The sequence below is a fragment of the Sphingomonas sp. ASY06-1R genome (genome assembly GCF_052180265.1).
In the GTDB taxonomy this organism is placed as follows: Bacteria; Pseudomonadota; Alphaproteobacteria; order Sphingomonadales; family Sphingomonadaceae; genus Sphingomonas_I.
Map to the genome: position 1 here is coordinate 1182328 of NZ_CP197464.1, position 22535 is coordinate 1204862.

12 protein-coding genes and 1 tRNA gene are annotated in these 22535 nt (G+C 63.9%); 9 read left to right on the forward strand and 4 right to left on the reverse strand.

Translation table 11 applies throughout. From position 1 onward, the window contains the following. Positions 1–38 precede the first annotated feature (38 nt). The 6 genes from bcsA to ACSBM8_RS05890 all read left to right on the forward strand — a co-directional run bounded on the left by bcsA (position 39) and on the right by ACSBM8_RS05890 (position 15788). Positions 39–4430, forward strand: a complete 4392-nt coding sequence (gene bcsA, locus ACSBM8_RS05865) for a UDP-forming cellulose synthase catalytic subunit (protein WP_442681496.1) — start codon at positions 39–41, stop codon at positions 4428–4430. Continuing rightward, positions 4430–7864, forward strand: coding sequence for a cellulose synthase subunit BcsC-related outer membrane protein (locus ACSBM8_RS05870; RefSeq protein ID WP_442680721.1), 3435 nt, complete (start codon positions 4430–4432; stop codon positions 7862–7864). Before bcsA ends, ACSBM8_RS05870 begins: the two co-directional genes overlap by 1 nt. A 43-nt stretch (positions 7865–7907) precedes the next feature. Further along, complete coding sequence (bcsD, locus tag ACSBM8_RS05875) at positions 7908–8339, forward strand: cellulose biosynthesis protein BcsD (RefSeq protein WP_442680722.1); 432 nt, start codon at positions 7908–7910, stop codon at positions 8337–8339. A gap of 40 nt (positions 8340–8379) precedes the next feature. Then, a complete protein-coding gene (locus ACSBM8_RS05880; RefSeq protein WP_442680723.1) occupies positions 8380–9363 on the forward strand; it encodes a glycosyl hydrolase family 8 in 984 nt (327 codons plus the stop codon). 243 nt (positions 9364–9606) lie between these two features. Further along, entirely contained in the window at positions 9607–11634 is a 2028-nt protein-coding gene (locus ACSBM8_RS05885) for an autotransporter assembly complex protein TamA (RefSeq protein ID WP_442680724.1), read from the forward strand. Continuing rightward, on the forward strand, positions 11634–15788 hold the full coding sequence (locus ACSBM8_RS05890) for a translocation/assembly module TamB domain-containing protein (RefSeq protein WP_442680725.1): 4155 nt from the start codon (positions 11634–11636) through the stop codon (positions 15786–15788). Before ACSBM8_RS05885 ends, ACSBM8_RS05890 begins: the two co-directional genes overlap by 1 nt. 42 nt (positions 15789–15830) lie before the next feature. Here the strand turns inward: ACSBM8_RS05890 and ACSBM8_RS05895 are convergent, their stop codons facing one another. Then, positions 15831–17837 carry a transglycosylase domain-containing protein gene (locus ACSBM8_RS05895; RefSeq protein WP_442680726.1) on the reverse strand — a complete coding sequence of 669 codons (2007 nt, stop codon included), beginning with the start codon at positions 17835–17837 and terminating at the stop codon, positions 15831–15833. 89 nt (positions 17838–17926) lie between these two features. Further along, complete coding sequence (locus ACSBM8_RS05900) at positions 17927–18919, reverse strand: serine hydrolase (protein WP_442680727.1); 993 nt, start codon at positions 18917–18919, stop codon at positions 17927–17929. Between the two features lie 430 nt (positions 18920–19349). Here ACSBM8_RS05900 and ACSBM8_RS05905 point away from each other — a divergent pair, with 430 nt between their 5' ends. Next, positions 19350–20009, forward strand: a complete 660-nt coding sequence (locus tag ACSBM8_RS05905; RefSeq protein ID WP_442680728.1) for a glutathione S-transferase family protein — start codon at positions 19350–19352, stop codon at positions 20007–20009. Here the strand turns inward: ACSBM8_RS05905 and ACSBM8_RS05910 are convergent. Continuing rightward, positions 19979–20467, reverse strand: a complete 489-nt coding sequence (locus ACSBM8_RS05910; RefSeq protein WP_442680729.1) for a winged helix-turn-helix transcriptional regulator — start codon at positions 20465–20467, stop codon at positions 19979–19981. The two genes, ACSBM8_RS05905 and ACSBM8_RS05910, sit on opposite strands and share 31 nt — an antisense overlap. A 107-nt stretch (positions 20468–20574) precedes the next feature. Continuing rightward, positions 20575–20665 (reverse strand) — tRNA-Ser (locus ACSBM8_RS05915). Between the two features lie 75 nt (positions 20666–20740). Between ACSBM8_RS05915 and ACSBM8_RS05920 the strand changes: the two genes are divergently transcribed. Both ACSBM8_RS05920 and ACSBM8_RS05925 read left to right on the forward strand, forming a co-directional pair. Beyond that, on the forward strand, positions 20741–21736 hold the full coding sequence (locus ACSBM8_RS05920; RefSeq protein WP_442680730.1) for a peptidylprolyl isomerase: 996 nt from the start codon (positions 20741–20743) through the stop codon (positions 21734–21736). Next, positions 21736–22515, forward strand: a complete 780-nt coding sequence (locus ACSBM8_RS05925) for a metallophosphoesterase (protein WP_442680731.1) — start codon at positions 21736–21738, stop codon at positions 22513–22515. The genes ACSBM8_RS05920 and ACSBM8_RS05925 overlap by 1 nt, the downstream gene beginning before the upstream one ends. Positions 22516–22535 lie beyond the last annotated feature (20 nt).

The following is a 22535-nucleotide window of genomic DNA, read 5'->3' on the forward strand; positions in this document are numbered from 1 at the left end:
CGCAGGCTGCCGCCCTGCCGCGGCGCTCCCTGTTGGGCATGATCGCCAACGTCTTCATCGGCATTGGCGTGGTCATGACCATGTGGCTCGTGGTCAGCGTTCCGCTGGATCTGCGCGCGCAATGGCTCTTTGCGATTTCGACGATCGTCGGTGCGATCCTGATCGGTCGCAATCGATCCCGCCGGTCGTCGCTCGTCATCGCCGTGCTGTCGACCATCGTGTCGACCCGCTACATGTTCTGGCGCACGACGGAGACCCTGTCCTTCAACTCGCTGCCGGAGGCGCTGCTCGGAACAGGGCTTTATCTGGCCGAACTCTATGCTTGGTTGATCCTCGTTCTTGGCTTCTTCCAAACGAGCTGGCCGCTGGATCGCCCGCCGGTCGAGATTGAAGGCGCGCCGGAGGAATGGCCGACGATCGACGTCTATATCCCGACCTATAACGAGTCGCTCGAGATCGTGCGCAACACGGTTTATGCGGCGATGGACATGGATTATCCGGCCGATCGGTTCCGGGTATTCATCCTGGACGATGGTCGCCGGCCGGAATTCAGGGCGTTCGCGCGCTCGGTCAAATGCGGTTATCTCACCCGGGCCGACAATCTTCACGCCAAAGCGGGCAACCTGAACGCCGCGATGAAGCAGACCGATGGATCGCTGATTGCGATCTTCGATTGCGATCACGTGCCGACGCGCGCCTTCCTACAATTTACGGCGGGCTGGTTTCAAAAGGATGCGCAGCTCGCACTGCTGCAGACGCCGCACCATTTCTACACGCCCGACCCGGTTCAGCGGAACCTGGAGGGGGCCGAGGACATGCCGGGAGAGGGCGACCTGTTCTATGGTGCGGTTCAAAACGGCAACGATCTCTGGAACGCCACCTTCTTCTGCGGATCCTGCGCGATCATTCGCCGGACCGCGCTGGAGCAGACCAACGGCTTCGCCGGTGAGACGGTTACCGAAGATGCGCACACCGCGCTGAAGCTGCAGCGTATGGGTTGGAACACGGCCTATATCGGCGCGCGTCTCTCTGCGGGCCTGGCGACGGAGCGGCTTGTCCTGCACATCGGCCAGCGCATTCGCTGGGCGCGCGGCATGACCCAGATCATGCGCATCGATAATCCGCTGTTCGGTCCCGGCCTCAGCTGGCAGCAGCGTCTTTGCTACGCCAATGCGATGCTGCACTTTCAGTTTCCGCTGCCGCGCATCGTCTTCCTGACGTCGCCGCTCGCTTATCTGATCGCGGGGGCAAACATCATTCATGCCTCGGCTGGGCTGATCTTCGCTTATGCTTTCCCCCACCTTTTCCTGTCGATGCAGTCGAGCGATCGCACGCAGGGTGGCGACCGGCGTCCGTTCTGGGGCGAAATTTACGAGACGTTGCTCGCCTTCCACCTGGTGAAGCCAACGATTTACACCCTGTTCAACCCTCGCAAAGGCAAGTTCAACGTGACCGACAAGGGGGGGCTCCTCAGCAAGACCTATTTCGATCTGCACACGGTCAGGCCGCATCTGATCACGATCGGGCTGATGATGTTCGGTATCGCCTTTGCGTTCGGAAAAAGTTTCTTCCCGGACATGTTCGACGTGCATCTGGACACGTTGCTGCTGAACACGGTGTGGGCGACCTTCAGCCTGATCATCCTGATCGCGGCGGTGTCGGTTGCACGGGAACAGCGGCAGGTGCGCAATCACATCCGCATTCCGGTCGAGCTGCCGATCACCCTCTATTTCGACGATGGCTATGTGATCGAAGGACTGACGCGCGACATCTCCATGGGCGGGTTGTCGGCCAAGATTGATGACGATTTCAACATCCGCGGGCGCGTCGTCACGCACATTTCGATGCCGATGGGCGACGATACGTTCGCTGTGCCGGTCGACACGATCAAGATGGAGCAAAGCGTCGCCAACGTCAGCTTCAAGCCTTTGGGTGTGGAGCAGATTCGTCTGCTGATCCGCTCCGTGATGGGGCGCGCGGACGCGTGGCAGCTGGAAAGGCCGCATCCGTCGGTCTCGCCGCTGCGGTCGGTCATGGACATTGTCGGTATCGATGCGATTACGCTGGGGGCAATCGTGACGGCCTGGCGCCAGCGGCGCAAGGATCGCAAGCTGGCGGCGCGCAATCCGCTTGCCGCCGCCGCGGCTGGATCTTCCATCATCAAGGCGGTGGCGATCCTGGGTGCCATAATCGGTTCGTTCTTGCTGCTGCCGACGATGGGGCATTCGCAGCCGGCCAGAGTGGCGCCCGCATCCGCATCCGCAGCCGGCGAGGCAGCGGCGCCCGCACCGCAGAATGGCTTGCGGCTGCGTACGACGCTGCGCGACCTGCAGGTGAAATATCCGATCCGCCTGGCAGGGACGCGGGGCGAATATGGCATCCCCTTCGGCATGCGGCCGGATCAGGTGGTGACCCAGGCGACCCTCACGCTCAATATGGCCTACTCGCCCGCTTTGCTGGCCGATGTCAGCCAGCTGGTCGTGGTCCTGAATGGGGAAGTTGTTCAGACCGTGCGGCTGGAGCAGGGTGGGGCGGATCGTACGACGCTGTCGATACCGATCAACCCGGCACTGTTTCTGGCAGGGGAAAACCAGCTGAACCTCCGCTTCATCGGCCATTATGCCCGTGATTGCGAAGACCCGTTCCACTCCTCGCTGTGGGCGAACATCAGCAATACGCGGTCGTTCCTGGACGTTTCCGTGGAGCGCGTGCCGGTCGGTCCCAACCTCGCGCGTTTGCCGGCGCCTTTCTTTGATCGGGCGATGACGACATCGCTGGTTCTTCCGTTCGTTTTTGCAGGTTCACCTTCCAATGGCGAGCTGGAGGCGGCGGGTAGCCTTGCTTCGTGGTTCGGCGGGCTCGCAAGCTATCGCGGCTTCTCGTTCCCAACCTCGGTTGGCACGTTCCCGCGCGGCAACGCGATCGTCTTCGTGACCAACCAGCGGCGCATCGGGACGTTTGGCGGATCGATTTCCGGCCCATCGGTCGCCGTCGTCGCGAACCCCAGCGATCCCAACGGCACGCTGATGCTCGTCATGGGTCGCGATGAGCATGATCTGAAGCTCGCCGCGGCAGCAATCTCGCTCAACCGTGGCTTGCTTGGGGGCACGCTGGCGTCGCTTGCCAGCGCCCGCATTCCGATCATGCCCCGCTATAGCGCGCCGCGCTGGTTGCGCACCGATCGGCCGATCCAGCTGGGCGAGATTGTCGATCCGCGATCGATGCAGGGGCTGGGCCTGCCGCCGGGGCCACTGACCGCCGCTTTCCGGGTGGCACCCGATCTATTCTTCTGGCCGCACCAGGGTGCGACGATGAACGTGCGCTATCGTTATCCAGCCGCTTCCTGGCTCGATACGCGCGCCTCGCGGCTCGACGTGTCCCTGAACAATCAATATCTGCGGACGCTGCCGCTGTCGGGCCAAAGCATGTGGTCGATCTATTTCGATCGCTATTTCGGCAAGGGCGAAGGCGCGGATACGCGCACGTCGCGGGCCAGCATGACACTGCCAAGCTACATATTGTTCGGCCAGAACCAGCTCGTGTTCGACTATAACCTGGTCCTCGCCAACAAGAAGAAGTGCGAAGGAACCATACCGGACAATGTGCGCGTCTCGATCCTGCCCGACAGCACGATCGATCTTAGCAACAGTCATCACGCTATCCGCTTGCCGAACCTCGCCACGTTCGCGAGCGCCGGCTATCCTTTCACCATCCGGCCCGACCTTGGCGAGACGGCGGTGGTGCTGGGCGCCAATCCCGCGCTCTCGACCATCCAGGCCTATCTCGAGTTGCTCGGCCGGCTGGGGGATTCGACCGGCTCGCCCGCGACCCAGGTCACGGTAATGCACCAGTTCGATCGCCAGCGTGCCGACGGCAAACATATCCTGCTGATCGGCGGCACGGATCTGGCCGGCTCGGGGGAGCTGTTTGCCGATGCGCCGGTCCAATTCCAGACGGGTAAGCTGCAGGTCAAGGAGCGCAACTTCATCGAACGCGCGTTCGACTTCGTCTCGCCGGATCAACGCGATTCACCCAAGTCTGTGGGCGATTATATCTATAATACCAATAGCTTCACCGGGATCGTCTCATTTGAGTCGCCATTCGACCGCGGCCGCAGCGTGGTTGCGGTGCTGGCCGACGATCCGACCAATCTCCCAACGATGATCGCGGGCCTCGCCGACGTGAAGATGAACGCGCAGGTGCAGGGCGATATCTCGGTCTCGACGGGAGACGGTATGACCAGCTTCGCCGTCGGCGACAGCTATTGGTCGGGCTCCTTGCCGCTGTGGATGAAAATCGCCTACTGGCTGAGCGGACGCCCATTGCTGTTGGCGCTTGGCGGGGTACTCGCTGCGCTTCTGATCGCGGTTCCAATCTATCACATGTTGAAGCGCCAGGAGCGGAAGCGCCTGCGGGCCCTAGAGAAATGATGAAACAGAAATTCTTTCGCGCGACCCTGTTGTCCGCGGCGATCGTTGCCGTCGCCCCCACCGCAGCAATTGCGGCGGAGTCGTCGCCGGTCGCGACGTTGCTGGAGCAGGGCCGTTATTGGAAGAGCAAGGGGCGGCAGGATCTGGCCAACCAGGCTTTCCGGCGCGTCCTTGCGATCGATCCGGGTAACGCTGCGGCGCGCGCGGGTATGAACCCGGCAAACCCCGGGACGACGGTGGCAGCTCCTGCCAAACCCAAACCTAGTGCGCCGACGCCCGTGCCCGCGCAGCCCACGCGAACCGCGACGCCGGCCCCGAAGCCGGCGGCGCCGAAACCGGTCGCGCCGGTACGCTCTGCCGCGGATCAGCTGGGCGAGGAACGACTGGCCGCCTTTGCCGCGCTGGATCGGGGCGATCTGAAGGATGCTGCACGACGGTTCGAGCGTATCGTCGCCCGCGCACCCAATGACACGGACGCGCTTGGCGGCCTTGGCGTCGTTCGCCTGCGCAACGGATCTTTCGCAGAGGCACGCTCGCTGCTGGAGCGTGCATCGCGGGGTGGTCGCGGCGACCGTTGGGCGCAGGCCCTGGCATCGGCACGCTTCTACGGCGATCTCAAGACGGCGCGGGATGACCTCGCCGCCGGCCGCGTGGCGCAGGCGCAGGCGACGGCCGAGCAGCTGACGCGCTCGAATTTTGCTGATCGAGAGCCAGCAAACCAGCTGCTGGCCAATATCTACGAGCGGCAGGGCCGCTATGAGGAAGCGTCTGCGCTCTATGGAAAGGCCGCGCAGGCAAGCGGGATCACGCAGCAAACCAGCCGCAACCTGCAGGTGAGCGCCGCGCGCACGCAAGCGCGTCAGGCCGTCAGTGATGGCCGTGTGGCCGAAGCCCAGCAGCTTTTCACGCGCGCCCTGGTGCTCGATCCCAACGACCCCTGGATGCGCTATGATTATGCGCGCTTCCTGATCCAGCAGCAGCGACCGACGGAGGCCGCGGCCGTCGCCGCGCCATTGTTCCAGGCAAGCAGCGCGGAAGGCCTGTATGCAGGTGCGCTCTATAGCAGCGAATTAGGCCAGGTCACCACCGCCGAAGCGCTGATCGATCGTATTCCGTCTCAGCAGCGCACGCCCGAGATGGTCAGCTTCGCGCTCGGTGTGAAAACCGATGCGGCGATCGCCCGGGTGCGGGCCATGGCGGCACAGGGCCAGCAGGCGGCCGCTTTACAGGGGCTGAGGCAGATTGCCGCCACGCCCGGGATCAGCGCCGCCAAACTTGCTGCGGTAGCCTCCGCCTTCAACGATCTGGGCGATACGGCCAGCGCGACCCAATATGCGCAGCAAGCTCTCGCGAGCGGGCCGGATACGGCCGAAGGATATGAACCGATCGTTCGCATCCTGGCCGCCGCAGGCCAGGATTCCTTCGCGTTATCGGCGGTCCAGCGGGCCAGCGAGCTGGCGGGCGCTTCGCCGCAGGGGCAACGCACGGTCGCTCGCCTGAACGGCGCCCTCGCGGCGTCGCAGGCAGATCGCATGCGCCTTTCCGGTCAATATGCGCCCGCCTTCGATCTGCTGCAAAATGCCTGGAATGCGGCGCCCGGCAACGCCGATATCCTGTCCGCACTTGGGCGCTTGTATCAGAGCGGGGGCATGCAGCCTCAAGCGGCGCGCACGTTTCAGATGGTGCTCGCCAGCGACCCGAACAATCGCGGAGCGCGTCTCGGATTGATCGACAGCGCCGCCGGCGCAGGCGAATATGCGCTGGCGGAACAGACATTGGCTGCCGCGATGCAGGCCAATCCCAACGATTACGAAGTCTTTCTTTCCGCAGCCCGGCTCGAGCAGGCGCGCGGCCACAAGGGAACGGCGCTTAAATATCTGAAGCAGGCGCAGCTGCTTTATACGGCGCAGGCCGGCAATCTGGCCGGGGGCTTCGGTAGCGCGAACCCGTTTGCGGGACGAACCTCCAACAACCCGTTTGCAACGGCAGCGGCGGCACCGGCTCCGGTCAACCCGTTCGCATTGGGCAATGGGCGCAACAATGTCGTCTACACCGCTCCGGCGCTGCAGATGCCGCCCCCACAGCCGGGCATGCCTGTGCAAGCGATGGGTAATCAGATGGCGCAAAACGGCGGCTATCCGGCCGCGAGCGTGGTTCCAACATTCGGCGCGTCCTCCGCATCGGCCGCGCCTCAGACCGCCAGCACCTTCCAGCCGGGCGGCTTCCAATCGGGTGGGATGGCGCAGGCGGGGCCGGGGGCAGCGATCGGCGATCCCGTGCTCCGCAATATCCAGCGCGACATGCAGACGCTGGCGGAAGGTTCGGAACCTCGCGCGGAGATGGTGACGGACTTCCGGTCCCGATCCGGTGAAAAGGGCCTCAGCCAGCTCAAGGAAGTGGGCGCGACCGCGACCGTGTCGACCGGGCTCGCGGGCGGGCGCGTCTTCGCTACGGCTCATGCACTGGCGCTCGACGCGGGACGCCCGACCGGCTCGGGGCTGGCGCGCTTCGGCCACAACCCCACAGCCGAGGCGCAGGCGATCGTCGACAAGGTGCCGTCGGTTTTGACCCAGGCGACCAGCCAGCACAAATCCGGCGTGGCCCTGTCCGCCGGATATAAGAGCGACTGGGTCAATCTAGATGTCGGCACCACGCCGCTTGGATTCTACAAGCATCACGTGACCGGCGGCGTGGAAGTGACGCCGCGATTGTCGCAACATGTCAGCGCGCGCGTGTGGGCCAATCGGCGCCCCGTGACCGATAGCGTCATCGCCTATGCCGGCACGATCGATCCGGTCACGGGCGGCTTTTGGGGTGCAGTGATGAAGAGCGGCGGCGGTGCGTCCGTCTCCTATGACAAGGACGGCACCGGGGCTTATGCCGACGGGTCCTATTACCATTATGACGGCACGCTGGTGCCCGACAATCACGGCGTCCAGTTCAACGTCGGTGGATATCTGCGGCTGATCCAGGGACGGGAATCGTCGCTGACCGTGGGCATCAACGGTAATTATCAGAAGTATAAGGACAATCAGAACTTCTTTACATATGGCCAGGGTGGCTATTTCAGCCCGCAGAGCTTCATGAGCGTCAGCTTCCCGCTGCGCTATGCTTTGCGGCGGCCTCTCTTCGATATCACGGCGGGGGTGACGCCTGGCTTCCAAAGCTACGAGCAAGGCGCGTCGCCGCTATATCCGACCGATCGGTTCGGGCAATCGGTCCTGGATTCGCTGAAAGCCCGCAACGCGGACGTCCGCGCCCGCTTCGACGACGAGAGCCAGAGCGGTTTTGGGGTCGCGGCAGAGGGCTCGGCTTATTACAGCGTCAGCAATTCCATGAAGATTGGCGGCGATCTGAACTTGAATACCTTCGGCGCCTACAATGAATTACGGGCATCGATCGGAATCAAGCAATCGCTAGGAAGCCGGCCGTGATCCCGTATTACATGCTCAACCCCATTGACGAGTGAACCACTCCGTGTCGAACGAAGCGTCCCGCCAATCCATAGCGCTGCTGCTCCTCCAGATGCTCGCCGAGATAAGGGCGTCCGCCAGCGACGAGCAGACCCTGGGTTTCATCCGGGCGGTGGGCGCACGCATAGCGGCGTTGAACCCGGTGACGGGCCTGGAGGACGACGTCGCGCTGGTGGCGGCGATGAACAACCTCTGGTCGGAACTGGAATGGGGCCATGTCAGCCTCACGTTCAGCGACGAGGGCGTGCGTATCAAACATCGTGGCATGCCGGCTACGCTGGATGGGAAAATAGAAAGTCTTTGGAACGAAATAGCGCCGACCCTGCTTGTAGGTATCTATGACCAGTGGCTCCAATCGATCGGCGGGGGCGCGGCGCTCCGCACCTGGATCCGGCAAAGCGGAGAAGATTACATCGAGCTGGTCCACGGGCCTTGATCGACGTGGACTGATCGTTTTGTTGGGGGCTGCCGTCGTCATGGGCCGCTCAGGCGCTTTTTCCCATGAACGTCGCATCGATCGCAATATCGGTGCCGCACCGCGGCCGAGCGCGTCTTGGGATCAATTTAAGGCGGCCTTCGTGCAAGCCGATGGCCGGGTGATCGACACCGGCAATAACGGCATCAGCCACACCGAGAGCCAGGGCTATGGCATGGTTCTGGCCGAGGCAGCAGGCGATCGCGAAACCTTCGACAGCATACATAGCTGGACCGAGCGCACGCTTGCGCGATCGGAGGATGCGCTATTCTCCTGGCGTTATGTGCCGACGGATCCCAATCCGGTCGCAGATCGCAACAACGCGACAGATGGCGATATTCTTATCGCGTGGGCACTGACGCGGGCCGCCGCGCGGTGGGGCGATCGTGCGTATAAATCGCGTGCGGCCGCGATCCGCAAGTCGATCCACGAACAGATGGTTCGCCCGATGGGTGACCATGTGTTCCTACTCCCCGGTTTGAGCGGATTTGAGAATGACGGGCGGCTGACGCTGAACCCGTCTTATTATATCTGGCCGGCGTTGAGCCTGTTCCAGCAGGTTGACGGCGCCAAGATGTGGGGGCCGGTGATTGCGGGCGGAGAGGCATTGCTGCGCGGTGCGCGGTTCGGCCCACTGCGTCTCCCGACCGATTGGGTCGATGTGACGGCGCCGAACGATTTCACGCCCGCTCTTGGCCGCCCGCCGCTGTTCGGCTTCGATGTGATCCGCGTGCCCCTTTACCTGATGATGGACGGCCGGATGGACGCCGCCCGTGACATGAGCGGTTTCTGGCGATCGTATCAGACGCGGGGCGCGGCAATCCCCGCGACCGTGAATGTCGTTACCGGTGAGGTTGCGCCTTATGCCCTTTCGGACGGTGGCATGGCGGTCGCCAACCGCGTGCTGGGCGTACCCGCGGCGCCCAAAGCTCCGATGACCGATTATTATTCGGCGGTTTTGCAGGAGCTTTGTTCTTTGGTGTAAGCCGCTTATCGATAGGCCGGCTAAGCTGGAAATTGGGGGGACGCGGCGAAGGTGCGCTCAATCAAGCCTGACATTGCTTCATCTGGTCGCGTCATGCGTCCTCTCTCGAAGCCGGGCCGCTATCGAGGCTGAAGCAAGCCACCGGCTTCCCGGTCGCTGACCATGTGGCGCAGATGAATGGCCGCCCGGTGATCCGCGGAAGACGTAGACGATGAAAACACTGACAATCGGTAAGGCTTTAGTTTGAACAAGGGGCATCGTTGCTGGATCGTGGTGGTGGCGCAGCTCACCCCATTTGCGCTGCTGGCGCAGACGGTCGATCAGAAGCAGCCGATCAGTAACGATGACCGCGAATTCGAAACCGCGCTCCCACCGCTCGATCAAGGTGTCATACTCCCAGCTCCCGCCGCGAGCGCGGAGCCTGTTGCCAGCCCGGATAGCGACCTGAATGCACCGCTGGCACCCCTGGCGACGTTCAATGCCGTGCCCTTGCCGGCCACCGCGACGGAACAGGCGAAAGGCGATGCGCCGCAACAGCTGCGCTATCAGCTCCGCCTGGAGGGCTTTCAGGAGGTGGGGCTGGACGATCGGTTTCGTGCGCTTTCGGCACTCCTCCATGACGGCAAGAAGGCAGCGAACGCGACCCAGATTCGTGCGCGAGCGGACGAGGATGTCCAGCTGGCAGAGCGCCTGCTGCGGTCGGAGGGATATTTCGACGGTACTGCCCTTGCCACGATCCCGGCAGCGGTAGCACCGGGCGCGGTTGCGCAAGTCACCATCACGGCCACGCCGGGCAAGCAGTACAACCTGTCCCAGATCACGCTGACGGGGCTGGCGGATGAGCCACATCTGCTGGCGCAGCGGGCGCTCGACCTTCAGCGCGGCCAGCCGATACAGGCGCAACGGATCGAAGATGCCGAGGCCCGCGTGTCGCTGCGCCTGCCCGAGCAGGGATATCCATTCGTCGAAGTGGGGCAGCGGGACATCCTGCTCGATCCCGCCGCCTTCACCGGTGATTATAGCCTGCCCGTCAGAGCGGGGCCAAAATCGCGATTTGGGCAGTTGCGAACGGAAGGTGACCCGGTATTCGCGGTCGATCACCTCAATGTCTTTCCAAGGTTCAAGGCGGGTCAGATCTATGACAGCCGCCAGACGGACGACTTACGACAGGCCCTGATCGGCACCGGGCTGTTGTCGACCGTCTCCGTAACGCCGGTACGGACTGGGGAGATACAGCCGGACGGCACGGAAACCGTGGATCTGCTGGTACAGCAGGTTCAGGGCAAGGCGCGCACCCTGTCGGCCAGCGCCGGCTACGGCACGGGTGAGGGCGTGAAGGTGAGTGGCGGCTGGGCGCATAATAATTTGTGGAGCCCGGAGGGCGCGCTGATCCTGGATGCGACCGCGGGAACCCAGCAGCAAGAGGTGAGCGCAACGTTTCGCCGCTCCAATGCGGGCTTGCGCGATCGGACTTTCCAGGCGGGCATAGCGGTCAGCCGACAACGGTTCGATGCGTATGATGCTCAGTCGGTCAGCTTGACCGGCAGCCTTTCGCGCCAATCAACCCCCATTTGGCAGAAGCGCTGGACCTATTCGATCGGCACAGAGCTCACCGCCTCGCGCGAAACACCCTTCGATCCGGCGGATCTGTCCCGCCCGAAAAACACCTATTTCATCGCGGCCTTGCCGCTGCAGGGGGGCTATGACCGCTCCAACAGCCTGCTTGATCCCACGCGCGGGTTTCGCGTGACCGCGAAGCTAAGCCCCGAAGCCCAGAAGCAGAGCGGGGGCGGTTTCGATACCTATGCGCGCATGCTGGCGGAGACGACCGCCTATCTGCCGCTTTTGACCAATAATTTCGTGCTTGCCGGGCGGGTGCGGGTCGGATCGATCGTCGGCGCTGCGCGGAACGACATCGCCCCGTCGCGGCGGCTATATTCCGGGGGCGGCGGATCGGTACGTGGCTACGGCTATCAACAGCTTGGCCCCAAAGACCAGAATAACGATCCAATTGGCGGCCGTTCGCTGACAGAATTCTCCGTCGAGGGCCGGTACCGCTTCGGCAATTACGGGATCGTGCCGTTTTTCGACGGCGGTCGTGTCGGGGAGAGCTCGAGCCCCAGCATTAGCCATATGCGTTACGGGGTCGGTATCGGCGCGCGTTATTATACGAATTTCGGGCCGTTCCGACTGGACGTTGCCACGCCGCTGGGGCGCCGCCCGGGTGAGTCAAAAGTCGGTGTCTATATCTCGATCGGACAGGCCTTTTGATGGCCCTGCGTATCCTTAAATGGGCCGGCATTGCGATTGCTACGCTGGTTCTGCTCATCCTCGTCGGAGTATTGGCGGTCGATACCGGGCCGGGCCGGCGCTTCGTGGTCGATCGACTTGCCGGATATAGCACGGCGTCAGGGCTGAACTTTCGGGCCAGCAGGATCGACGGTTCGATCTATGGCAAGATGGTGTTGCACGATGTCGAGGTACGGGACCCACGCGGCATTTTTGCCAGCATTCCGCGTCTCACCGTGGACTGGCGGCCCTTCGCCTATCTCCATTCGAAGGTGGACGTGCGGCTTCTGCAAGCGCCGACGGCAACTTTGCTGCGTCGCCCGGAGCTGAAATCGGTGCCGGCCGATCCGGATGCCCCGCTGCTGCCGGATCTGGACATAACGCTCGGCAAGATCGAGGTCGGGCAACTGACGATCCTGCCGCCGGTGACCGGGCAGCGCCATGCGCTGCAACTGCGCGGATCGGCCGAAATAGCGGATCGACGCGCGCAAATCCGGCTGGATGCACAGGCTGTTCGCGGCGTCCGCCTTGCCGGGGGCGATCGCCTGCACCTGATGGTGGATGCCGTACCGGACGACAATCGCCTGGCGATCGACGCCGATCTGCGCGCGCCGGTGGGTGGGCTGATCGATAGTTATGGGAAGTTCGGCAAGCCGCTGACGCTGACCGTCAAAGGCAGCGGCGATTGGGCACATTGGCGTGGGGAAGCGCGGGGCGCTTTGGGTGGCGCCTCCCTGGGCGCGCTTACCCTCAATGGCGCCAACGGCACGTTCGAAACCAAAGGCGCCGTGCGGCCGTCACTATTGCTGTCCGGCCCCGCCGCGCAGTTGACCTCGCCCGCGATACAGCTGGATCTGGTCGCCAAGCTGGCGGACCGCAAGATCGACGCACGCTTGCAGGCGGGATCGGACTATTTCACGCTCCGCACGTCGGGGCGGATCGACCTGGGGAATAGCCGTCTTGGCGATCTGCAGATCGATGCGCGGCTGCTGAACGCCTCCGCGCTCGCTCCCGACCTCCGCGCGAGCGGCGTGCGTTTCCAGGCGAAGCTGGACGGTGCGCTTGCCGCGCCCAATACGGACTATCGTCTCACGGCGGCATCGGTGGGCTTCGGCACCATGGGTGTTACGGGTCTGGCGGTGCAGGGCCGCGGCGTCATCGATACCAATCGTATCAAAATCCCCGTTCATGCGACCGCCCGATCGATCAGTGGGCTTAATGCCGCCGCTGGAGGGCTGCTGACGAATATCCGGCTGGATGGTGACGTTGCCTATCAAGACGGCAAGATCGCAAGCGACAATCTCCACCTGCGATCCGCCCGGATCGACGCAACCGCGATCATCCTCGCCGATCTCGCGAAGGGGACGTACACCGGCGCGTTGAAAGGACGGGTCAACGATTATCAAGTGAACGGGCTCGGCAAGATCAACCTGGTGACGGATGCCAGGCTGGTTCCGGGGGCAAGCGGCGGGTTCGCCGTCAAAGGCCATGTCAAAGCGCTGACCCGCCGCCTCGACAATGCCAGCGTGCGCGAACAACTGGGCGGCAACGCGCTGATTACTGCCGATGTCGCTTATGATCTTGCCCGTGGCGCGACGGTCAGCAATCTGCGGATGCGGGCGCCGCGCTTTCAAATTATCAGCGGCGACGGCTTCTATCGCACCGATGGCCGGATCGGTTTCCATGCGCGCGGCCGCTCCGCCGCCTACGGTCCGATCAGCGTCGATGTGACCGGAACCGTCGCGCGGCCGCTCGCACGCCTGCGCGCCGATCATCCCGGGCTGGGTTTGGGGCTGAGGGACCTCGAGGCGACGGCCGAAGGCGCGAATGGCGGCTATCGCATCCGTGCACGTGGCCAATCGGATTATGGGCCGCTTTCCGCGGACGCAAAGCTGGCCTTCGGGAGCGGGGCAACCCGCATCGATATCGCCTCGGCCATGATAGCCGGGATCCGCCTGAGCGGGCAGTTACAGCAGGCGCCTGCGGGACCCTTCGTCGGCACGCTTGCGCTGGTCGGATCGGGATTGAATGGCAGCATCCGCCTTGGCGCGGCGGGATCGATCCAGCGCGCCGATGTGGCTCTGACGGCCGCTGCAGCGCGTATTCCCGGCACGGTTCCGATCACGATCGGCAGCGGTACGGTTTCTGCCACCGTCCTGCTGGAAACAGCCGGACCATCGCTTGAAGGAAGGTTTGCGCTGCAAACCGTGCGGAGCGGCACGCTGGAGATTGCCCGGGCGCGCGGGCGGATGAACTATCGCGCGGGGCAAGGCAGGGTCGCGCTTGTCGCTGCCGGCGCCGCCGCCGGAACGCCGTTCGACATTGCGACCCAGGCCGCCCTTGCGCCCACCCGCATCGTCACCAATCTGACCGGCCATGTCAGCGGCGTGCCGATCCGCCTCGCCGCGCCGGCTGTCGCTACCAAGACCGGTGCGACCTGGCGGCTGCTGCCGACCACCATTGTCGTGCCGCAGGGTCAGATGGACCTGACGGGCGAGTATGGCGCGAGCACAAAGATGCATGCGGTGCTCCGCAATATGGACGTTGTGATCGTCAACGCGGTGGTGCCGGGCCTTGGCCTTGGTGGCAAGGCGTCCGGCACGATCGATGCTGATCTGGGCGGCGCCGTGCCAGACGTGCGGGCGCGTATCGATGTTGCGGGCTTCAACCGAACGGCGGCGCTCACCGTGTCCGATCCGGTGGACATCGCGCTGCTCGGAACGCTCAATCAGACGGGCGGTGACGTACGCGCGCTGATCAAGCGGAACGGGGCTGTGTTGGGCCGGATGCAGGCGCGGCTGGCGCCGCTCGGCGCCGGTGCCGGTATCGCCGAACGCCTGATCTCCGCGCCGCTTTCCGGTGGGATCCGCTATAACGGCCCCGCCGAAGTGTTGTGGAGCATGAGCGGCATCGCCCGGCAGGATCTCTCCGGTCCGATCGCGATCGGCGCGGATTTCGGAGGTCGTCTGGATCGGCCGACCGTCACCGGCGTCATCCGCGCAGATGCGCTTCGCTACGAAAATGAAGCCTTTGGCACCGTTTTGTCGCGCATGGCGATCGATGGGCGGTTCACCCAATCGCAGTTGTTGCTCAATCGCCTGACAGCAAGCGCGGGCGAGGGGACTATCGCGGCGAGCGGACGGGTCGGCCTGGATGCCGCGAGCGGCTTCCCGATCGATGTGAAGGTGATACTGGATCGGGCCAGGCTTGCGCGGGGTGACGATCTTGATGCGACGGTTTCGGGTAATCTGGCCGTCACGAACAGCAAAAGCGCGGGCGGCCTGATCAAGGGCGACCTGCGCATTCCCGAGGCCCGTTATCAGATCGTGCGCGAAGGCTCTGCCGCAATCCCCGAGCTTACCGGGGTGCGGCGTAAGGGCGATGTCCCATCAACCGCTCAGGATAGCGCCGCGGCACTGCCCAGTAACTGGAAGCTCGATATCCGCCTGCGTGCCGACAACCGGATCTTCGTGAGCGGCATGGGCCTCGAAGCCGAATGGCGGACCGACATGCGCGTGCGGGGCACGTCGACCGACCCATCCGTCCTCGGCAAGCTGGAGGTGGTCCGTGGGACGTATAGTTTCGCCGGTCGCCGCTTCGACCTCGATCACGGAACGATCACGTTCCAGGGCGGCATGACCAATCCGCAGCTGGATATCGCCGCATCCACAACCGTCGAGGGCGTGAGCGCCACCATTACGATCGGCGGCTATGCGCAACGCCCCCAGATCAGCTTCACCTCGACTCCGGCGCTTCCCCAGGATGAAGTGCTGTCGCGCCTCCTTTTCGGTACGTCGATCACGTCGCTGTCGCCGACCCAGGCCATTCAGTTAGCCGCGGCGCTGAATTCGCTGCGTGGATCGGGCGGTGGGCTTAATCCGCTGGGTAAATTGCGCGGCCTTGCCGGCATCGATCGCCTGCGCGTGCTCGGCGCCGACCAGAGCGCAGGTCGCGGGACTGCCCTGGCCGCAGGGAAATATATCTCCAACAATATCTATGTGGAGATCGTCACCGACGCGCGGGGCTTCACGGCCACCCAGTTGGAAATATCGCTCAGCCGGGCGCTCAGCGTATTGAGCCAGACCGGCTCTTTCGGCGGCTCGAACGTCAGCTTGCGGTACAAGAAGGTCTACTGAGGGCGGGCGTGGGGAGCGGAGCGGGCGCGCGAGGCGCGTCCGCTACCATTCATCGTAGGAAGGCTCGCGATAGCGTCGCTCGTCTTCGCGGCGATAATCCCGGTCTTCCGGGTCATACCGCCGCCGCCGATCGGAATCGCCGCGCAGGAAGCGGGGGATCAGCGGCTCGAAGAAGCGTTCGAGCGGGGAAAGCTCCTCATCCTCGGCGGCTTCCAGCGCCGCGGCCTCGCGCTCTGCCGCGGCCGCGCGCATCGCTTCCTGCCGCTCGGCAATCGCCTGCTGCAGGCCGGCGGGCAAAGGCAGATCGCTCTCGCGCAGATTGGCCTGGCTCATGAACCGGCGCCAGATCTGCGCCGGGAGGCTGCCGCCGGTGACCCCTCGCATCGGCGTATTGTTGTCATTGCCGACCCAGACGCCCGTGATCAGCCCGCCGGCGAAACCGACGAACAAGGCGTCCCGATGATTTTGGGTGGTGCCGGTCTTGCCAAAGGTGGGAATGGACAGGGCGGCTGCATGGCCGGTGCCCTGGTTGGTCGCCGTCCATAGCAGGTCCAGCATCGCTTCGCGTGTCCGCGGATCGAAGCGGCGCGGACTGGCTGCCGATGCGGCAGCCGTCTGATCGGCCAGGCCGCGCGGCTTCACCGGAAAGGTGCCCGACGCGATCGAGGCATAAGCGGATGTCAGCTCCAGCAGGGTGGTCCCCGATGTTCCCAGCGCCATTGACGGGCCGGAGGCGATCGGCGATTCGATGCCGAGTTGCCGCGCGGCAGCCGTCACCTGACCGCGGCCGACCTGTTCGGCGATCCTGACGGCTGCGACATTACTCGACTGGGCGAAGGCATCGCGCAAGCGCAGCGGTGGCCCATAGCGATTGCCGTAATTGCGCGGCGTCCATTGATCGATCGTGAGCGGGCTGTTCTCGACCATGGAGTCGGGCGAATATCCATGCTCCATCGCGGCCAGATATACGGCAAGCTTGAACGCGGATCCGGGCTGGCGTCTCGCCTGGGTGGCCCGGTTGAAGGGGCTCGATTGGTGACTGCGGCCACCCACCATCGCCACGACACGGCCGTCCGGTTGCATAACCACGATGGCGGCTTGCGTCGCATGCAGCGCCGAACCTTGGGAGTTGAGCACGCCGGTCAGCGCGGTGATGGCGGCCTTTTGCAACCCGCGCTCCAAGGTCGTTCTGACCTGGACCTGGCCCGCCTCCTGTTTGGCGCCCGCCTCGACCTGCGGCGCGATCCAATCGACGAAGTAGGTGCCGCCCGGCAGCTCGTCATCGGCAACCCTCGGCACCGCCAGTCGAATGCCGGCCAGCTTGGCAGGCTTGACCATGCCTTCTTCGCTCATGGCGGCGAGCACCAGGCGCGAGCGCGCCTGCGCGGCGCGAAGATCGTTTGTAGGGCTCAACCGGCTTGGCGCCTTCACCATGCCCGCCAGCATCGCGGCCTGGGCAAGGCTCAGATCTTCCGGTGCCTTCTGGAAATAATGCCGTGCGGCGGCGCGCAGGCCATAAGCGCCGTCGCCGAAATAGATGGAGGATAGATAGCGGGACAATATCTCGTCCTTGCTAAGCCACGCATCCAGCCAAACGGCGAGGACGAGCTCTTGCACCTTGCGCCCGATCTTTCTGTCGGAGCTGAGGAAGGCGATCTTTGCGAGCTGCTGCGTGATGGTCGATCCGCCTTCGACGACGCCGCCTGCGCGCGCGTTTCGCCAGGTCGCGCGCAACAGTCCACGCAGATCGACTCCGTGATGCGTCGCAAACCGGCGGTCTTCGATCGCAATGAACGCGCCGCGCACCTGCAGCGGCAGTTTCGCGGCATCGACGGGCGCATCTTGCCCACCGCGCCGCGCGATCGGCGTGCCATCGGCGCTCAGGAAAATGAAGGTCGGCTTGCCCGCCGGCTGCATCGAACCCCATGGTGGCGCGACCCAGGTCGCCCACGCAACCGCAACCAGCAACAGCGCAAGGCAAGCGCCGCCACTCCATTTGGCGACCTGGCGCCAGCCGGGGAGGTGGGTGATCGGCAATCGTTGCCGCAACCGCCATCGTTGCCACCATGTATCGGAAACACGCTGATCGGCGGGTTCGGCACCTGGGTTCTCGTCACTTTTGCGTGACCACCATGGGTTCACGAACTGCGCTCCGTCGGCTCAGACGGGGACGCCGCAGCGGCGCGTTGCGCCGCAAGCTGGGCGTCATATTCGATTGTCGCCGCTACGACGCGATGCATCAGTTTCATGCGCTCGGGAAGCGGCTGACGGGTGCGTCCGATCAGCACGGCCACCGCATACGCCTGTCCGTCGGGCGACGTGAGGATGCCGACATCGTTATAGCCCGCTTGTTCACCCTGGAAAATCTGACCCGTTCCCGTCTTGTGCGACAGACTCCAACCGTTGCGGAGGCCCCCCTTCAGTCGCTGCGGCCCCGTCCTGGTTTGCGCCATGATGGAGAGCATCCGACTGGTGGAAGCGGGGGAGAGCAGGGAGCCTTGCTTCAGGCGGGCCAGCGCATCCGCGATACCAAGCGGCGTCGCCCCATCGACCGGATCCGCAATATAGGCGTTGAACGCAGCCCGGCGCGACGCGGCGGGAAGCGCATCCCGCGCGTCGAAGAAGCGCTGCCCCAGGCTATATTCGCTTTTCCACGCCAGCCCTGCGATCTGACTTTGCATCAGCGTCTCGCCCGGCCCAAATCGCACGCTTGTTATGCCTTTCTGGCCCAAAGTCGTGCGCACAACCGCTGGACCGCCGACAAGGTTCAACAGCCGATCGTTGGCGCTGTTGTCGCTTTGCGTCAGCGCGCGCAGCACCAGATCCTCGTTGGTGGTACGAAAACCGCCGGGGCGAAGCGCCAGCGCGCGGATCGGCTGATGGAATAGGGTCAGATCCTCAGGCCGAACGACGATCCCGTTAGCGAGTCCCGTGGTCCCCCGATCGATCTGGTCGAACAGGCTCAGCGCGACCCAAAGCTTGCTGACACTTTGCTGCGGGAAATAATCCAGCCCCCGATAATGCGATGTCCAACCGGTCTGAACGTCGCGCACGACGATGCCGACATCGCCTGGGAAGGTCTCACCAAGGCGGCGGACATGCTGGTTCAGCTGCGCCGCCGCGCTGGACATGGGTTGCATAACAGGCGGCGGGGCAGCGGGCATCGGCTTTGAGGCCGAAATAGCCGTCAAGGGCGCGGCTGGCCGTTGTTCCGGCTGAATAGAATGATCTGTGTGCGAGGATAAATGGGCAATACCGGCAAGCGCAACGCCGCCCGCGGTCGCCATTGCAAGCAATCGTCCGGCGGTACTCGAAACAAGATTTACTTTACGCAACATTTTCCTCGCTTTCAGCGTCCTTTATACCAGTTTCAGCTTTCTAGAGCTTGAATGGCAAGTGCTGTCGATCTTGCCGCATCTGTTCAGATCGGAGCCGTGACAGTGCTTCGCTGGCCGACCAGCAGGTAAAGACCGCGAGCGGGTCCATTCTTCCGCAAGGAATCACTTGCATGATGCAAGTGATCGGGACATCCTGTTTCCACCATGATCTTGGAGGTCCGTCATGCGATCGATCACAACAACCGGTTTCCGAACTGTTCCGCCCCGCGCGCGGGGGTTGGTGCGCGACCTGCGGGTACGTTGGGCCGCCCGCGAAAGTGGCCAGCCCTATGACCTTGCCCTGATCGCGTTCGAGGATCGTATTTCGCCGCAATATCTGGCGGACCATCCCTTCGGTCAGGTGCCCATCGCAAAAATCGATGGGGAGACCGTATTTGAGAGTGGTGCGATCCTGTACGCGCTTGGGCTGAACAGCCCGGTGCTGCTCTCGGAAGATCCCAAAGACCGGCTGCGCACATTGTCCTGGATGTTCGCGGCGCTGAACACGGTTGAGCCACCGATCGTCATACTGTTCACGCTCGACATACTCAGCGCAAATGCCGAGCGATCCACGGAGGTTCGCGACAGCACGGTCGGATCGATCCGCTATCGGCTTGCGCAGCTGGCCGATGCGCTTGGAAGCCGCGAATATCTCGTCGGCAGGTTCAGCATTGCCGACATCATCATGGCAACGACGCTGCGGTTCCTGCGGCATACCGAGCTTGTCGCCGAACAGCCGGTCGTGTCCGCCTATCTTGCACGGTGCGAGGCGCGTCCGGCCTTTCTCGCCGCGCTGGCCGAGCAGGAAGGCAATTACGCCGAAGCGGACGCGCTGGCCGCCTGACGTTCCTCGGCTGTACGTCGGCGGACTGCGACGTCCGCCGACGCAACTTCCGCACCGTCTTCAAGGCGCACCAGGCGCGACACGACCAGATTGCCGGTCTTGCCCTCGACGAAGTCCACCGGACCGGGCGACACCCAGCGATCGCCCCACGCCGTGAGCGCAGCGACGACACCCGCGAAATCGCGACCCTTGTCGGTCAGATGGTAATGGCCGTCGATCGGACCCTGCATCAAACCCGTCTGAACGAAACGCTCCAGACGCTTCGTGAGAATGTTGGTGGCAACGCCAAGGCTGCGCTGAAATACGTTGAACTGTGTCGTTCGCCGGAAAATCGCATCGCGAAGTATCAACAGATTCCAGCGTTCGCCGACGAGTTCGAGCGCCCTCGCTGCGGAGCAATCCTGGCCTTCATAGTCGATGCCGAGCATCTCAGAAAAATAGGTGACCGCTGTCATCATGCAACTGATAGTTGCCGCGACACTATGTCCGGTCCTTCCGGATCCCGCATGGGCGTAGCGGGTAGGAACGGCCTGTGAGCCTTTGTGGACATTGTGGTCCAGCGGAATGGCGGAGCGGGAGGGATTCGAACCCTCGATACGGTTTTGCCGTATACTCACTTTCCAGGCGAGCGCCTTCGACCACTCGGCCACCGCTCCATTCCGCTGGAGTGGTGCCCCTATCGAAGGGGAAAGGCTTTCGCAAGGCGGCCTCCATGTGGCAGGGTTCGACCCATGAAATATACTGTCTTGCGTGCGGTCGCTGTAAGCAGCGCCGCGACCCTGGCGGTGCTGCCGCGCGCCGCCGGCGTTGCGCAGGCGCCAGCCGAAATCGTCGCTGCGGCACCACGCTCCGCCTGGACGCCTATTCCCGCCGACAGTCTGCTGGTGATGGACCTGGCGCCGAATCGCGCAGGCAAGAAACGGCAGATCGTTATCCAACTGATGCCGGCCCCGTTTGCCGCCGGTCATATCGTCAACATCAAGGCTTTGGCACGCAGCCATTGGTGGGACGGCACCAGCGTGAACCGGGTGCAGGACAATTACGTCGTCCAATGGGGCGATGCGACGGAAAAGAAGGCGCTTCCCAAGGACTTGGTGAGGGTGGCGGACAGCGAATATGTCGTGGCCGCAGGCGCCCTGCCTGCGGACGCAGGGCCGGGCGCTCCCTCCGGCAAGGGCGCGACAGCGGCAGCCTCCATCGCGGGAACGATCACGCCCGCCGCGCCGGATGGCTGGCATGATCGCGATTCCTACGCGCCATGGGTCGCCGTGCATGCCGGCTGGCCGATTGCCTCTGATCGCAACAGCGTCTGGCCCGTCCACTGCTACGGCATGGTCGGTGTTGGCCGAGACCTCTCGCCCGATACCGGCACCGGCGCTGAGCTGTATGTCGTAATCGGTCAGGCGCCGCGCCAGCTTGATCGCAACATCGCGCTGGTCGGTCGTGTCATTGCCGGCATCGAGCATCTGTCGGCGCTGCCGCGCGGCACTGGCGCGCTTGGATTCTACAAGACGGCAGCGGAGCGGACGCCGATCCGGTCGGTTCGGCTGGCGTCCGAGATCCCGGCGGCAGCACGGCCGCGGTTCGAATATCTATCCGACCACAGCGTGGAATTCGCCCGCTACGTCGCCGCGCGGGCCAATCGCAAGGACGCCTTCTACGCCCGTCCGGCGGGCGCGATCGATATCTGCAACATAGTCCCGCCGGTCCGCGTTGTAGCGAATTGATGAGCCTGTTCCGTTGGCGCAAACGGCCGGTAGAAACGCCGACGCCTCTTCCCCCTGCTGAAATCCCGGCGGGGCAGCGTGTCTATGCGATCGGCGATGTGCATGGCCGGTTCGATCTTCTCCAGCGACTGATCGGCAAGATCGAGGCCGACAATGAGGCCCGCGGCGCGGCGGACACGCATGTGGTCATGTTGGGCGACCTGATCGACCGAGGCCTGCAATCGCGGGAGATCGTCGATTTTTTCCTCAAACAGCCGCCTGCTTTCGCGCAGCTTCATTTCGTGATGGGCAATCATGAAGAGATGCTGCTGAAGCTGATCGACGATCCCGATCTGGACGCGATGCTCCATTATCTGCGTTATGGTGGCCGGGAGCTGTTCGAAAGCTATGGCGCGCCGCGGGCGGTTTTGGATGCGCCCGATCACTTCACCCCGGATACACTGCCATCCTATGTGCCGGCGGCGCATCGGGACTTTCTGTCGACGATGCATGACGGCGTGCAGTTCGGGGATTATTTCTTCACGCACGCCGGCATTCGCCCGGGCGTGCCCCTAGCGCAGCAGGAGCGTCAGGATTTGCGCTGGATCCGTGCGCCATTCCTGGAAAGCCGCGCGGATCACGGCGTCGTGGTCGTGCACGGCCACAGCGTATCCGACGCGGCCGAGCTGCTGCCCAACCGCATCGGCATCGATACGGGTGCCTATATGACCGGCGTGCTCACCGCGATCGGGCTGGAGGGCCGCGATCAGTGGCTGCTGCAGACCCGAGGCGGTGATTGAGGAAAGTATCCGTCACCCCA

Excerpts from the sequence above, each read along its gene's own strand:
- bcsA (WP_442681496.1), top strand. The coding sequence starts at position 39 with ATGATCGCCAACGTCTTCATCGGCATTGGCGTGGTCATGACCATGTGG.
- ACSBM8_RS05870 (WP_442680721.1), top strand. The coding sequence starts at position 4,430 with ATGAAACAGAAATTCTTTCGCGCGACCCTGTTGTCCGCGGCGATCGTT.
- ACSBM8_RS05880 (WP_442680723.1), top strand. The coding sequence starts at position 8,380 with ATGGGCCGCTCAGGCGCTTTTTCCCATGAACGTCGCATCGATCGCAAT.
- ACSBM8_RS05890 (WP_442680725.1), top strand. The coding sequence starts at position 11,634 with ATGGCCCTGCGTATCCTTAAATGGGCCGGCATTGCGATTGCTACGCTG.
- ACSBM8_RS05900 (WP_442680727.1), bottom strand. The coding sequence starts at position 18,919 with ATGTCCAGCGCGGCGGCGCAGCTGAACCAGCATGTCCGCCGCCTTGGT.
- ACSBM8_RS05905 (WP_442680728.1), top strand. The coding sequence starts at position 19,350 with ATGCGATCGATCACAACAACCGGTTTCCGAACTGTTCCGCCCCGCGCG.
- ACSBM8_RS05910 (WP_442680729.1), bottom strand. The coding sequence starts at position 20,467 with ATGATGACAGCGGTCACCTATTTTTCTGAGATGCTCGGCATCGACTAT.
- ACSBM8_RS05920 (WP_442680730.1), top strand. The coding sequence starts at position 20,741 with ATGAAATATACTGTCTTGCGTGCGGTCGCTGTAAGCAGCGCCGCGACC.
- ACSBM8_RS05925 (WP_442680731.1), top strand. The coding sequence starts at position 21,736 with ATGAGCCTGTTCCGTTGGCGCAAACGGCCGGTAGAAACGCCGACGCCT.